Annotated in this window: 13 protein-coding genes; 8 read left to right on the top strand and 5 right to left on the bottom strand. The window is 68.5% G+C overall.

From position 1 onward, the window contains the following. Window positions 1–6 precede the first annotated feature (6 nt). Window positions 7–957, top strand: a complete 951-nt coding sequence (gene holA / locus G6N66_RS17765) for a DNA polymerase III subunit delta (RefSeq protein ID WP_139825281.1) — start codon at window positions 7–9, stop codon at window positions 955–957. Window positions 958–969: 12 nt separating this feature from the next. Here holA and rpsT read toward each other — a convergent pair whose 3' ends face one another. Further along, window positions 970–1233: a 30S ribosomal protein S20 gene (gene rpsT, locus G6N66_RS17760; protein ID WP_085233722.1), complete on the bottom strand. Its 264-nt coding sequence runs from the start codon at window positions 1231–1233 to the stop codon at window positions 970–972. A gap of 147 nt (window positions 1234–1380) precedes the next feature. Between rpsT and G6N66_RS17755 the strand changes: the two genes are divergently transcribed. From G6N66_RS17755 to G6N66_RS17740, 4 genes are read left to right on the top strand one after another with little or no spacing between them, the layout of a single operon-like run. Next, a complete protein-coding gene (locus G6N66_RS17755) occupies window positions 1381–3069 on the top strand; it encodes a circularly permuted type 2 ATP-grasp protein (protein ID WP_085233723.1) in 1689 nt (562 codons plus the stop codon). Then, window positions 3069–4046, top strand: coding sequence for an alpha-E domain-containing protein (locus tag G6N66_RS17750; RefSeq protein WP_085233724.1), 978 nt, complete (start codon window positions 3069–3071; stop codon window positions 4044–4046). The genes G6N66_RS17755 and G6N66_RS17750 overlap by 1 nt, the downstream gene beginning before the upstream one ends. Beyond that, window positions 4046–4885 (top strand): transglutaminase family protein, encoded by an 840-nt coding sequence (locus G6N66_RS17745; RefSeq protein WP_085233725.1) that lies wholly within the window; start codon window positions 4046–4048, stop codon window positions 4883–4885. Before G6N66_RS17750 ends, G6N66_RS17745 begins: the two co-directional genes overlap by 1 nt. 35 nt (window positions 4886–4920) lie before the next feature. Beyond that, a complete protein-coding gene (locus G6N66_RS17740; RefSeq protein WP_232079348.1) occupies window positions 4921–5628 on the top strand; it encodes a hypothetical protein in 708 nt (235 codons plus the stop codon). 6 nt (window positions 5629–5634) lie between these two features. Here the strand turns inward: G6N66_RS17740 and G6N66_RS17735 are convergent, their stop codons facing one another. Next, the gene (locus tag G6N66_RS17735) at window positions 5635–7143 is read right to left on the bottom strand and encodes a PE family protein (RefSeq protein WP_163645868.1); all 1509 of its coding nucleotides are present in this window, start codon (window positions 7141–7143) and stop codon (window positions 5635–5637) included. 99 nt (window positions 7144–7242) lie between these two features. Then, window positions 7243–8085, bottom strand: a complete 843-nt coding sequence (locus G6N66_RS17730) for a ribonuclease Z (RefSeq protein WP_085235446.1) — start codon at window positions 8083–8085, stop codon at window positions 7243–7245. Between the two features lie 186 nt (window positions 8086–8271). On the opposite strand from G6N66_RS17730, the gene G6N66_RS17725 reads away from it, so the two are divergent. After that, window positions 8272–8706 (top strand): CBS domain-containing protein, encoded by a 435-nt coding sequence (locus G6N66_RS17725; protein WP_085235430.1) that lies wholly within the window; start codon window positions 8272–8274, stop codon window positions 8704–8706. Window positions 8707–8725: 19 nt separating this feature from the next. On the opposite strand, the gene G6N66_RS17720 is transcribed toward G6N66_RS17725, so the two are convergent. After that, complete coding sequence (locus G6N66_RS17720; RefSeq protein WP_085235429.1) at window positions 8726–9328, bottom strand: type II toxin-antitoxin system PemK/MazF family toxin; 603 nt, start codon at window positions 9326–9328, stop codon at window positions 8726–8728. A gap of 46 nt (window positions 9329–9374) precedes the next feature. Between G6N66_RS17720 and lepA the strand changes: the two genes are divergently transcribed. Continuing rightward, complete coding sequence (lepA, locus tag G6N66_RS17715) at window positions 9375–11300, top strand: translation elongation factor 4 (protein ID WP_085235428.1); 1926 nt, start codon at window positions 9375–9377, stop codon at window positions 11298–11300. A 314-nt stretch (window positions 11301–11614) separates the two neighbouring features. Further along, window positions 11615–12346 (top strand): sensor domain-containing protein, encoded by a 732-nt coding sequence (locus tag G6N66_RS17710; RefSeq protein ID WP_169721544.1) that lies wholly within the window; start codon window positions 11615–11617, stop codon window positions 12344–12346. A gap of 14 nt (window positions 12347–12360) precedes the next feature. Here the strand turns inward: G6N66_RS17710 and G6N66_RS17705 are convergent, their stop codons facing one another. After that, a complete protein-coding gene (locus G6N66_RS17705; protein ID WP_085235426.1) occupies window positions 12361–14436 on the bottom strand; it encodes a glycoside hydrolase family 15 protein in 2076 nt (691 codons plus the stop codon). Window positions 14437–14452 lie beyond the last annotated feature (16 nt).

The raw sequence follows: 14452 nt of genomic DNA, 5'->3' as shown, positions 1-14452 counted from the left end.
GCGCGGCTGCACCTGGTGCTTGGAGACGAGGAATTGCTGGTCGAGCGGGCCGTGGCGGAGGTGCTGCGGTCGGTGCGGCAGTCGGCGGGAACCGCTGAGATTCCGGTCAACCGGATGCGGGCCGGTGACGTCAGCACCCACGAGCTCGCCGAGCTGTTGAGCCCGTCGCTGTTCGCCGACGAGCGCGTCGTCGTGCTGGAGGCCGCCGCCGACGCGGGCAAGGAGGCCGCCGCGCTGGTCGCCTCGGCGGCCGCCGACCTGCCCCCGGGCACGGTGCTGGTGGTGGTGCACACCGGCGGTGGACGAGCCAAGGCGTTGGCCAGCGACCTGCAAAAGCTGGGCGCCACGGTGCATCCCTGTGCGCGGCTCACCAAGGTCAGCGAACGTATCGACTTCATCCGCAAGGAGTTTCGCGCATCGGGGGTCAAGGCCGACGAGGAGACGGTCACGGCACTGCTCGACGCCGTCGGTTCCGACGTTCGTGAACTCGCCTCGGCCTGTTCCCAATTGGCCGCCGACACCGCGGGTGCGGTGGACGCGGCCGCCGTGCGCCGCTATCACAGCGGCAAAGCCGAGGTCAAGGGATTCGACATCGCCGACAAGGCCGTCACCGGCGACGTCGCGGGAGCCGCCGAGGCCCTGCGGTGGGCGATGATGCGCGGCGAGCCACTGGTGGTGTTGGCCGACGCACTGGCCGAGGCCGTGCACACCATCGGCCGGGTGGCGCCGCTGTCCGGCGACCCCTACCGGCTGGCCTCGCAACTGGGAATGCCGCCGTGGCGGGTGCAGAAGGCGCAGAAACAGGCGCGGCGCTGGTCACGCGAAACGGTCGCCGCCGCGATGAAAGTGGTGGCGACGCTCAACGCCAACGTCAAGGGCGCCGTCGCGGACGCCGACTATGCGCTGGAATCCGCGGTCAGGAAGGTCGCCGAGCTGGCGGGGGAGGGAAGCCGATGACCGGCCGGGGTGTCAGCCCAGGCCGTTGAACGCCTTGGCCAGCGCCGACTTCTTGTTGGCCGCCTGGTTCTTGTGGATCACGCCCTTGCTGGCCGCCTTGTCCAGCTTGCGGGTGGTCGAGGCCAGCAACTCGGCGGCCTTTTCCTTCTCGCCGGCGTGGGCGGCCTCACGGAACGCGCGCACCGCGGTACGCAGCGAGGACTTCACCGCCTTGTTGCGCAGCCGGGCGCGCTCGTTGGTGCGATTGCGCTTCTGCTGCGACTTGATGTTGGCCACGCGTTAGTTCCTTAGTTGGTCTGGGGCTGGATCCGGATCGGCCAGGGGGCCTCGGAGGGCCTTGGCGACTGTCCAGGTTAGCAGTCGGTTACGTTTTCCCACAAAAGTGGAACTCTCGGTCTGCCGTGCGGTCAATGTTGAGAGAGCATGTCAGACGTGAGCGTTGCAAACCAGATCGAGAGACCGAAGCGGCGTTCGCGCGCTCGCTACGAGCGCATTTTCGGTGGGTACAACCGGTCGGATGACGTCTATTCCCTGGCGTTCGACGAGATGTTCGACTCCCAGGGCAACGTGCGCGGGCCGTACAAGGGCATCTACGCCGAACTCGCGCCCTCGGACGCGTCGGATCTCAAGGCCCGCGCCGAGGCGCTGGCCCGGGCCTTCATCGACCAGGGCATCACGTTCTCGCTGTCCGGCCAGGAACGGCCCTTTCCGCTGGATCTGGTGCCGCGGGTGATCTCGGCGGCCGAATGGAACCGGCTCGAGCGCGGCATCACCCAGCGCGTCAACGCCCTCGAGCGCTACCTCGACGACATCTACGGGGATCAGGAGATCCTGCGCGACGGCGTGATCCCGCGCCGACTGATCACGTCGTGCGAGCATTTCCACCGCCAGGCCGTGGGCATCGTCCCGCCCAACGGGGTGCGCATCCACGTCGCGGGCATTGACCTGATCCGCGACGACCGCGGCGACTTCCGGGTGCTCGAGGACAACCTGCGCTCGCCGTCCGGGGTGTCCTACGTCATGGAGAACCGGCGGACGATGGCGCGGGTCTTCCCGAACCTGTTCGCCACCCATCGGGTGCGCGCGGTCGACGACTACTCCTCGCACCTGCTGCGGGCGCTGCGCAACTCCGCGGCCACCAACGAGGCGGACCCGACGGTGGTGGTGCTGACCCCGGGCGTGTACAACTCGGCCTACTTCGAGCACTCGCTGCTGGCCCGCCAGATGGGTGTCGAGCTGGTCGAGGGCCGCGACCTGTTCTGCCGCGACAACCAGGTGTACATGCGCACCACCGAGGGGGAGCGGCAGGTCGACGTCATCTATCGCCGCATCGACGACGCGTTCCTGGACCCGCTGCAGTTCCGCGCCGACTCGGTGCTCGGGGTGGCCGGTCTGGTCAACGCCGCCCGGGCCGGCAACGTGGTGATCTCCAGCGCCATCGGCAACGGCGTCGGCGACGACAAACTCATCTACACCTATGTGCCCACCATGATCGAGTACTACCTGGGCGAAAAGCCGCTGCTGGCCAACGTCGAAACCTACCGCTGCTGGCTCGATGACGAACGCGAGGAGGTGCTCGACCGCGTCCGCGAACTGGTCCTCAAGCCGGTCGAGGGCTCCGGGGGGTACGGCATCGTCTTCGGTCCGGAGGCCTCCGCGAAAGAGCTCGCCGAGGTCAGCAAGAAGATTCGCGACGACCCGCGGAGCTGGATCGCGCAGCCCATGATGGAGCTGTCCACCGTGCCGACCCAGATCGGGAACAACCTGGCCCCCCGCTACGTCGACCTGCGGCCGTTCGCAGTCAACGACGGCGACGGCATCTGGGTGCTGCCGGGCGGCCTGAGCCGCGTGGCCCTGGTCGAAGGGTCGCGCGTGGTCAACTCCAGCCAGGGCGGCGGCTCCAAGGACACTTGGGTGCTGGCGCCGCGCGCCTCGGCGGTCAATCACGAGTTGGGCGCGGCCGAGGTGGTGCGCTCGCTGCCCAAGCCGTTGCCCGGCGAGGATGGCGACGGGTCGGCACCGGCGCCCAAGCAGTCACCAAAGCAGAAGCCGCGCCCCCAGCAAAAGCAACAGGGTCAGCAACAGCAACAGCAGCGGCGGGCGAGGCGCTGATGCTCGCCCGCAACGCCGAAGCGCTGTATTGGATCGGTCGCTATGTCGAGCGGGCCGACGACACCGCCCGCATCCTCGATGTGGCCGTGCACCAGTTGCTCGAGGATTCCAGCGTCGATCCCGACCAGGCCTCCCGGCTGCTGCTGCGGGTGCTCGGCATCCAGGCGCCGGACCACGAGCTGGACGTCTGGTCGCTGACCGACCTGGTGGCGTTCAGCACCGACACCCAAGGCGGCTGCTCCATCGTCGCCTCGATCTCGGCGGCGCGGGAGAACGCGCGGTCGGCGCGGGAAGTCACCTCAAGCGAGACCTGGGAGTGCCTCAACACCACCTACAACGCGCTCGCCGAACGTGAGCGTGCTGCGAAACGTCTTGGGCCGCATGAGTTTTTGTCCTTCATCGAGGGTCGCGCGGCGATGTTCGCCGGCCTGGCCGATTCGACGCTCTCCCGCGACGACGGGTACCGCTTCATGGTGCTGGGCCGCGCCATCGAACGCGTCGACATGACCGTGCGACTGTTGCTGTCGCGGGTGGGGGACAGCGCGTCGTCACCGGCGTGGGTGACCCTGCTGCGCTCCGCCGGCGCGCACGACACCTACCTGCGCACCTACCGCGGTGTGCTGGACGCGGGCCGCGTGGTCGAGTTCATGATGCTCGACCGGCTGTTTCCGCGTTCGGTCTTCTACTCGCTGCGGCTGGCCGAACACAACCTCGACGAGTTGCTGCATAATCCGCACAGCCGGGTGGGGGCCACCGCCGAGGCGCAGCGCCTGCTCGGGCAGGCCCGCAGCGAACTGGAGTTCGTGCAGCCCGGCGTGTTGCTGGAGTCGCTGGACGGCCGCCTGGCCAGCCTGCAAAGAACCTGCCGCGATGTCGGAGATGCGTTGGCGTTGCAGTACTTTCATGCCGCGCCGTGGGTGGCGTGGTCGGATGCGGGCCATCAAGGCCGGTTGGCCGCCAACACGGAGGAAGCCTGATGTGGCGGGTGCGGGTGGTGCACACCACCGGCTATGCCTACCGATCCCCAGTGACGGCGTCCTACAACGAAGCCCGGCTGACGCCGCGGTCCAATACCCGCCAGAACGTGATCCTCAACCGTGTCGAAACCATTCCGGCCACCCGGTCCTACCGCTACATCGACTATTGGGGTACCGCCGTCACGGTGTTCGATTTGCATGCGCCACACACCGAACTGACCGTGTCGTCGTCGTCCGTCGTCGAGACCGAGCGCCCCGAGCCGGCATCCACGCGGGCGACGTGGACCGATCTGCGGTCGGTGGCCGTGATCGATCGGTTCGACGAGGTGCTGCGCCCCACCGCGTACACCCCGGCGAGCGATCGTGTTGCGGCAGTGGGCAAACGGATCATCAAGAACCACGAGCCGCGCGAAGCTGTGGTCGCCGCCGCGCGTTGGGCGCGCGGCGAGCTGGACTACTTGCCGGGCACCACCGGCGTGCACTCCTCGGGGCTGGACGCGCTGCAAAAGGGCAAGGGGGTGTGCCAGGATTTCGCGCACTTGACGCTGATGCTGTTGCGCAGCATGGGAATTCCCTCGCGCTATGTGTCGGGCTATCTGCACCCGAAGCGGGACGCGAAAATCGGCAAGACCGTGGACGGCCGCAGCCACGCCTGGATTCAGGCGTGGACCGGCGGCTGGTGGAACTATGACCCCACCAATGACACCGACATCACCGAGCAGTACGTCAGCGTGGGTGTGGGCCGCGACTACTGCGACGTGTCGCCGCTGAAGGGCATCTATTCCGGGGAAGGGGCGACCGATCTCGACGTAATCGTGGAGATCACTCGGCTGGCCTGATCACGTGTTCGAAATCCGGGAATATCGTTTGTCCCATGAACAATTCGTACACAGCCGCATCGGCGGCGGGCCGGCGCTGGCAAGCTGGGCCGCCGCTGTTGTTGCTCGCGGTGCTCAGCCTTGGACTCCTTTTCGCCGGGATCGCCGCCGGGATCGCGCTGGGCGGTGTGATGCCCTTGCCGTACGGGCCGGCCGCCGCGGTCCAGGAGTATGTGCGCGCCCAACCGGTCGCGGTGCAAGTCATCGCCGTCGCGGCGTTCGGGTCGTCGGTGCCGTTGGCGATCTACGCGGCGACGGTCAGCGCCCGCTTGCGGCGGCTCGGCGTCGCCGCGGCGGGCGCGACGATCGCGCTGACGGGCGGCATCCTGGCGGCCGGGGCCCTCGGTCTGACGGGCTTGCTGGGCTGGACGCTGTCGCGACCCGACGTCAGCGCGGACCCGACCCTGGTGCGGGCGATCTACTACCTGGTGTTCTTGGTCGGCGGCCCGGGGCACATCGTGGCCTTGGGTCTGCTGATCGCCGGAATGGCGGTGCCCAGCCTTCTCCTGGGTTTGACGCCCAGGCCGGTGGCCTGGGTCGGCCTGGCGATTGCCGCGCTCGCCGAGTTGGCGACGCTGGTGTTGGTGTGGCCGGGGCTGGGCGTGATCTTGCCGATCGCACGCGTGTCGGCGCTGGGATGGCTCGTAACGGCGGGCGCGCAATTGCCGTTGCGGCGCAGTGATATTCGTGGCGCGCGCAGGTGACTCCGGTCAGTTGACCTGGCCGGGCTGCCCCGCGCGACCGAACAGGATCCCGCGTTTGCCGCCGGTGCCGGCAGTGCCGCCGTCGAAGCTGTCGCCGCCGTTGCCGCCGTTGCCGATCAGGCCGACCGCGTTGCCGCCGTCGCCACCGTCGGCCGGAAGGTCGCCGGGGCCGCCGTTGCCGCCACCGCCGCCATTGCCGATCAGACTGGCGCCGTGGCCGCCGTTGCCACCATCTCCGCCCGGGTTGAAGTTGTTGCCGACGCCCCCGTCGCCGCCTCGGCCGCCACTGCCGAACAGACCCTGCGCGGCACCGCCGTTGCCGCCGTTGCCACCAAAGTGAATGGTCGCGCCACCCATCCCACCGGTTCCGCCCGCACCGCCGCGGCCGACCAGCATGCCGGAAGCCCCGCCGTCGCCCCCGCCGCCGCCCCCCACTCCGCCGGCGCCGCCGGCGCCGCCGTTGCCAAACAGCATCGCGCCGTTGCCCCCGGATCCGGCCTTGACGCCGATATCCGCGGCTCCGCTCCCGCCGCCGGCACCGCCGTCACCGAAGAGCAGCCCCGCATTACCACCGGCCCCGCCGCCGCCGGCGCCGGTGATCCCCTGCCCCACCCCGTCACCGCCGGTTCCGCCTACCCCGCCATCGCCGAATAGCACCGCGCGGCCGCCCGCGCCGCCCAATCCACCGTTGAAGGCTCCGGTGCCGCCGTCGCCGCCGCGGCCGCCGGCGCCGCTCAGCGAGCCGCCTCGCCCACCGTTGCCGCCGGCGCCACCATCCCCACCGAAGAGGTGGGTATCGTTACCGCCGTTCCCGCCGGCGCCACCGGTGCCGATCAGGCCCGCTTGGCCACCCGACCCGCCTCTGCCGCCGTGGTTCGTGGCCCCTTGGTCGGTGATGCCGCCGGTACCGCCGGGCCCGCCGTTGCCGAACAGTAACCCACCCTTCCCGCCAGCCCCGCCTGCGCCGCCATTAGCAATCTGCTCGTTGCCGCTTCCACCGGTGCCGCCTGCGCCGCCGTTGCCGATCAGCCCGGCATCGCCACCCCGTCCGCCGGCCACGCCGGGATTGGTGCTGTTCCCGCCCCGGCCGCCGTTGCCGTACAGGATTCCACCGGCACCGCCGGGCTGGCCCACCCCGTCAACGGTCTTCCCGTCGGCGCCGTTGCCGATCAGCGGGCGACCCACCAGCGCCTGGGTGGGCGCGTTGACCGCGTGGAGCAGGCTCCGCTCGACGTTGGCGGCCTCGGTACTGGCGTACTGTGCCGCACCCGTGGTCATCAGTTGCACGAACCGGCTGTGGAAGGCCTGCGCCTGCGTGCTCAGCGCCTGATAGGCCTGGCCATGAGTGCTGAACAGCCCGGCGATGCTCGCCGACACCTCATCGGCGCCCGCGGCCAGCACCCGCGTCGTGGGCACCACGGCGGCGGCGCTGGCCTCGCTGACAGTCGAACCGATCCGGGCGAACTCAGACGCCGCCGCCGAAACCGCCTCCGGCGCCACGATCACAAAAGACATGCCTGCCCTCCCTCGCCCGCGCAATGCTCTCGGAGGTGCACGCTATGGAGTCTGGGCCCCTTGGCGCATCAGGGTTTTCCCTACAGTTTCGGCCTAGCGCTACTGCCGGGCCGCGACCTCGACGCGGTGCAGGTCGTCGCCGAGTTCGATGCGCCCACCGAATTCGGTCGCGGCCAGCGCCCGCCACTGTTCCTCCTGCCCGGGCACGATCGCCGGCACATAGTGCGTCATGATCAACGTCCCGACGCCGGCGCGCGCCGCGGTTGCGGCGGCCTCCTGCACCGACGAGTGGTAATCGCAGACGTCCTTGATGCGTTGCTGCGGAACGTGAGTAAGGATGTCCTTGCGAATCACGGTGTGCACCAAGGCATCCGCGCCCGCCGCCAGCCCGTCCAGGCCGGAGCAGGGCACCGTGTCACCGGCCAGCACCACCGAAGCGCCGTCGAAGTCGATCCGGAACCCGATCGTCGGCGCCACCGGCCGGTGATCGGTCGGCGCCACCCGGATCGTCACGCCGTCGCGATCCCACACCGACCCCTCCGTGCATTCGTGGACCTCGACCGGCGGCGGCGCATTCAGGTCGGCGTGATGAGCGATGCGATAACCGATGTCGTGGCCGAACGCCTTCAGCGTCGCCTCCACCGTCTCGGCCGTGCCCGGCGGCCCGATGATCGGCAACGGCACCGGCTCGGGAGCGAAGCTGCTGATCCAGCCGGTGATGAGCACGTCACCGAGCTCGGCGATGTGGTCGCTGTGCAGGTGCGTGAGCAGCAGCGCCGACAATCCGGCCGCACCCACACCGACGGCCGCCGCGCGCTGCAATACGCCGCGCCCGCAGTCGATCAGGAACACCTGTCCGCCCGCCCGCACCAGGGTGGACGGTCCGGCGCGGTTCGCGTCGGGGATGGGGCTTCCGGTTCCGAGCAGAGTCACCTCGATCATGGCCCCATCCTTGCAGGCCAGGGCGGTCGGTTGCGGCAAGGGCGGGCAGCGTTTCGGCGAACACTCAGCGGGTACGTCGGCGAGGGCTGCGTCTTTTGCGGCTTTGCTTTCCCGCCGCACGAGTTGGCCGTAGCCTGATGTGAAGCAGGTCACAAACCAGGTTGCAAACCCGGCTGGAGGTTATTAATGCGGATCGCGGACGTCTTGCGGAACAAAGGTGCGGCGGTGCGGACGATCAACCCCGACGCCACCGTCCGCGAACTGCTGGCGGGCCTCGCCGAGCAGAACATCGGCGCCATGGTGGTGGTCGACGCCGACGGTGTGGTCGGCATCGTCTCGGAGCGCGACGTGGTACGCCAATTGCACACCCAGGGCGCGGACATATTGTCTGGCCCGGTCTCCAAAATCATGACCGCCGCGGTGGCCACCTGCACAAAGTCCGACACGGTCGACAGCATCAGCGCGCTGATGACGACCAACCGTGTCCGTCACGTGCCGGTGTTGGACGGCCGGAACCTGATCGGCATCGTCAGCATCGGCGATGTCGTGAAGACGCGCATGGAGGAGCTCGAGGCCGAGCACGAGCAGCTGCAGTCCTACATCACTCAGGGCGCGAGCTAGGTAGGGCGGCGACCCGCGGCTAGCGCCAGGCGTACTCGGCGCGAAGCCGCGCGGCCACCGCGTCGAAAAGCTTGCGGTCGAGGATCGCACCCTCGCGACGAATGCCCTCTTCGGGCACGTCGAGCACCCGGTCGAGCCGGACCCAGCTTTCCCGCCCCTCGTAGTCCCAGTCGCCCGAGCCGATCGGCACCCAATCCTTATCGCCGGCGTGGCGCTGCTGGCTGGACAGCATCAGCCCGAGCAGGACGCTGCGGTCACGGCCCACGACCAGCACCGGGCGGTCCTTGCCCTGGCTGGGATCTTCCTCGTGGACCACCCAGGTCCACACGATCTCGCCAGGGTCGGCGCGGCCATCGAGGTCGGGGGAGTAGACGATCCTGCGGGCGCGCTGCGCGGTCGGGAAGCTGGTGTTGGTCACCGGCCGGCCCGCGGTGATCGCCACCGGAGGCGGCGGCGCGACCGCGGCGATGACGTTCGCGGTGACCTTGACGGCGTGCTGAAGTTCCTTCAGCACGGCCTGGGACTGCTGCACCTGACGGACCAGCTTCGGGGCCCGCTTGGTCACCAGGTCCTCGGCGAAGCCCTGCAGCGTCTTCCAGGGTGATTTCCGGTCGGACGCCATACGGGCAGTTTAGCCGCGCCGACAGACCGCCGATCCGTGCCGAGTTGTGTCCCGGCCGCCCCGCCTGGATACCCTGGACAGCGGCGAACCGCCGCTCAAGCACCCATTTCAGGAGATCCCCATCAGCAGTTTCGCCGACAAGACCTTCACCGCGCCGGCGCAGATTCGGAACTTTTGCATCATCGCCCATATCGACCACGGCAAATCCACCCTGGCCGACCGGATGCTGCAGCTCACCGGCGTGGTCGACGAGCGCTCGATGCGCGCGCAGTACCTGGACCGGATGGACATCGAGCGGGAACGCGGCATCACCATCAAGGCCCAAAACGTGCGGCTGCCGTGGAAAGTCGATGAGGTCGACTACGTTTTGCACCTGATCGACACCCCCGGCCACGTCGACTTCACCTACGAGGTGTCACGCGCGCTGGAGGCCTGCGAGGGCGCGGTGCTGCTGGTCGACGCCGCGCAGGGAATCGAGGCGCAGACCCTGGCCAACCTGTATCTGGCCCTGGACCGCGACCTGCACATCATCCCGGTGCTGAACAAGATCGACCTGCCGGCCGCCGACCCGGACCGCTACGCCGGCGAGATCGCCCACATCATCGGCTGCGAACCCACCGACGTGCTGCGGGTGTCCGGCAAGACCGGCGAGGGCGTCGCCGACCTGCTCGACCACGTCGTGCGCGAGGTGCCCCCGCCGCAGGGCGACGCCGACGCCCCGACCCGCGCCATGATCTTCGACTCGGTCTACGACATCTACCGCGGCGTGGTGACCTACGTCCGGGTGGTGGACGGCAAGATCACGCCGCGCGAACGCATCGCGATGATGTCCACCGGCGCGACCCACGAACTGTTGGAGGTCGGCATCGTCTCGCCCGAACCCAAGGCCAGCGACGGCCTGGGCGTCGGCGAGGTCGGGTACCTGATCACCGGGGTGAAGGACGTGCGCCAGTCCAAGGTCGGCGACACGGTGACGACAGCCCGGCACGGCGCCACCCAAGCGCTGACCGGCTACCGCGAACCCAAGCCGATGGTGTACTCCGGGCTGTATCCCGTCGACGGATCCGACTACCCCGACCTGCGTGACGCCCTGGACAAGCTGCAGCTCAACGATGCGGCGCTGACCTACGAGCCGGAAACCTCGGTGGCGCTGGGCTTTGGCTTCCGGTGCGGCTTTCTGGGTCTGCTGCACATGGAGATCACCCGCGAACGCCTGGAGCGCGAGTTCGACCTGGACCTGATCTCGACGTCGCCGAACGTCGTGTACCGCGTCATCAAGGAAGACGACTCCGAGATCGTCGTGACCAACCCGTCGGACTGGCCGGAGGGCAAGGTCCGCACGGTGTACGAGCCCGTCGTGAAGACCACCATCATCGCGCCCAGCGAGTTCATCGGCACCATCATGGAGCTGTGCCAGTCTCGCCGCGGCGAGATGGGCGGCATGGACTATCTCTCGCCGGAGCGCGTCGAGCTGCGCTACACAATGCCGTTGGGAGAGATCATCTTCGACTTCTTCGACTCGCTGAAGTCACGCACCCGCGGTTACGCCAGCCTCGACTACGAGGAGGCCGGCGAGCAGGAGGCGCAACTGGTCAAGGTCGACATCCTGCTGCAGGGCGAGCCCGTCGACGCGTTCAGCGCGATCGTGCACAAGGATTCGGCGTTCGCCTACGGCAACAAGATGACCACCAAGCTCAAGGAACTGATCCCACGACAGCAGTTCGAGGTCCCGGTGCAGGCGGCCATCGGATCGAAAATCATTGCCCGCGAAAACATCCGGGCGATCCGCAAGGACGTCCTGTCCAAGTGCTACGGCGGTGACATCACCCGCAAACGCAAACTTCTGGAAAAGCAGAAGGAAGGCAAGAAGCGGATGAAGACCATCGGGCGGGTCGAGGTGCCGCAGGAGGCGTTCGTCGCCGCGTTGTCCACGGATGCGGCGGGTGACAGGGGCGACAAGGGCAAGAAGTAGCCGCACGGCGCGCCGTCCGTCAGCGAACTCATAGGAATCTCTACGGAACTTTTCCGATGCGCCGGTAAAGGGTTGGGCGGCAAGCTTTTTCGTCGTCCACGCGGCGGGAACCACGCCCGCCGGGCCGCCGTCGCTCATGAACACCGGCTGTTTCCAAGGTAAACAGAGCGTAAAGTACTATTAAACAAATGTCGGCGCGGTTGGCCGCAAAACGCCCGGTAGGGCAGGACGGCACGGAGTCAGGGAGCGAGGCACTGGCCATGCGGGTGGTGCGCTTAGGCGGTGGCCCAGCGCGGGCGGTCGCCGTGCTGGGCTTGATCGGCACGGCGCTGCTGGCCGCCGCGTGCACCGTTGTCACCGGCGGCGCAGCGCAGGCACCGCCGCGCCTGGAGCCAAAGCCGCTCATCGGGGAAGCCGTCACGCGGGTGCTGGTGGATGACCAGACGCTGTCGCGAATCCTCAATCAGCCCTTTGTGATTGATTCTCGCCTTCCGGCGCGGTTTGGCGGTCCCGAGGCGCTGCAGCGCATGGGTCAGCCTGCCCCCGACGAGTGCCTTGGCGTCGCAGAAATGTTGCACCACAGTGTCTATGGCGCAAGCAACGTCAACGACGTTGCGGTAGAGGCTTGGCGCCATGCCGCCCGGCCCGTGCAGCTGACCAGTATCAAGGAGGGCGTGGTCAGCTTGGGTTCGGCCGCCGAGGCCCGGGCGCTGTTCTCGAGGTTTGCCCAGCAATGGCAGAGCTGCGACGGTCACACGGTTTCGTTGCCGGACACCGTGTTTCGGCTCAAGGCGGAGATCACCAACGTACAAGTTGCCCCGTCCGTTCTCGCGGGAACCGTTTGGATCGGGTTCGAACGGGGGCGTGCGGAGCCGACGTCGATTCCGGCGGGGCGAGCCATCGGTGTGCGGGGCAACTGCCTGGTCGAGGTCGAGGCCGACTTCTTCAACGCCTCGGTCCGGACACTGGACGGTTCGAGCGTCACCAACGCCACGGCGTTCGACATCGCGCACCTCATGATGGACAGGGTCAGCGCGCTGAGCTGAGCGAAAGCCGACCGCTACATGGGTGCGTTGGCGGGCTGGAACATCCCCGACCCGTCGGCCTCCTCTTCGGCGCGGATGACGTGCACCACGGCGTTGATCAGTGCCAGGTGGGTGAACGCCTGCGGGAAGTTGCCCAGGTGCCGGCCGGTTCGCGGCTCGATCTCCTCGGCGTACAGGTACAGCGGGCTGGCGTAGGCCAGCAGCCGCTCGCACAGGCGCTTGGCGCGGGCCACCTCGCCGATCTCGACCAGCGCCGACACCAGCCAGAACGAGCAAATGGTGAACGTGCCCTCCTCGCCGGAGAGCCCGTCGTCGGTCTCCTCCACCCGGTAGCGCAGCACCAGGCCTTCCTGAGTGAGCTCGTCGGCGATGGCCAGCACGGTGTTGCGCACCCGCGGGTCGTCGGGCGGCAGGAAGCGGGTCAGCACCACCAGCAGCAGCGAGGCATCCAGGGCATCGCTGCCGTAGCGCTGGGTGAACACGCCCCGGGAGTCCACTCCGTGCTTGAGGATGTCGGCCTTGATGTCTTCGGCGATGGCCCGCCACTGTTGGGCGTAGCTCTTCTCGCCCTGCCGCTCGGCCAGCTTGGCCCCGCGGTCCAGGGCAACCCAGCACATCACCTTCGACGACGTGAAGTGCTGGGGCTCGCCGCGCACCTCCCAGATGCCGCGGTCGGGCTCACGCCAGTGCTCGATGGCCTCTTCCACCTGCTTCTTGAGCACCGGCCACAACGTCTCCGGGATCTGCTCCCGCGACTTGGCGTGCAGGTAGAAGGAGTCCAGGATCGAGCCCCAAATGTCGTGCTGGACCTGGTCGTAGGCGCCGTTGCCGATGCGTACCGGGCGGGCGTGGTCATAGCCGGACAGGTGGTGCAGCTCGTCTTCGATCAGGCTGCGCTCGCCGCCGACGCCGTACATCACCTGCAGCGGGTGGCGCTCGTTGTTGTTGGCGCCGGAGACGTCGGCGATGAACGCGAAGAAGTCGTCGGCCTCGCGGTCCAGGCCCAGCGTGTAAAGCCCCCACAATGCGAACGTGGAGTCGCGCACCCAGGCGTAGCGATAGTCCCAGTTGCGTTCGCCCTGCGGGGTTTCCGGCAGCGAGGTGGTGCTGGCGGCCAGCAGGGCGCCGGTGGGGGAATAGGTCAGCCCCTTCAGCGTCAGCGCGCTGCGCTGCAGGTATTCCCGCCACGGATGGTCGGGGAAGTTACCGATGTTGATCCACTGCCGCCAGCACTCGGTGGTTTGCCACATCTTGTCGGCGGCCTCTTGGTAGGTCTGCGGCGCGGGATGGTGGGTCCAGCTCAGCGCGACGAACACGTCGTCGCCCTCGGTCATCCGGGTCCGCGCGCGAGCCTCCCGCCCCTCCAGCCCGATCCGCAGGTTGGTCGTCAGCCGCAGCGTCGGGTGGGCGTCGGGGTCCTTGCCGGCACGGGCGATGGCCTCGCCGTAAGCGTTGGCCGAGTACTCCCACACGGCGCCGACGCGGTGGTAGTCGAACGCCGGCTCGCAGCTCATCATCAGCTCAACCGTGCCGCTCACGCAGCGCACCGTGCGCAACAGGATGTGTTCGGCGTCCCAATCCATCGGCGTGCGGCGATGGGTCCGGGATCGGCGCTCGATGTCGTGCCACTTGCCCATCACCAGGGCGTCGCGCACGATCAGCCACCCGGTGTGGGTCTGCCAGGTGGTTTCCATGATCAGGCTGCCGGGCAGATAGCGGCGCGCCGACGGCACCGAGACGCCGTAGGGGCCGATCCGGAAGTGCCCGGCGCTGCGGTCCAGGATGGCGCCGAACACGCTGGGCGAGTCCGGCCTGGGTACGCACAGCCACTCCACCGAACCCGCGGGCGAGATCAGGCACGTCGTCTCCCAGTCGGACAGGAAGGAGTAGTCGGCGATCGGCGGGAACGGGTTGCGCAGCGCCGCGCCGGACACGAAGGGTGCCGGCGCGCTGAAATCGAAGGCTGCGGCTTTGCCGGCACGGTTGCGCCCTGCTACCGCGTCAGCCTCGGCAGGAGCGTCCGCCACGTCGGATTGCGGGGCTTCGTCGGGTGGGTCGGCGGGTTGCGCGGGTTCGACGTGCAGGGCCATGCCGACATCATCATCT

The organism is Mycobacterium conspicuum, assembly GCF_010730195.1.
Lineage (GTDB): Bacteria > Actinomycetota > Actinomycetes > Mycobacteriales > Mycobacteriaceae > Mycobacterium > Mycobacterium conspicuum.
The sequence above is the reverse complement of the archived record's forward strand: the minus strand, read 5'-3'. Positions and strand labels throughout refer to the sequence as shown.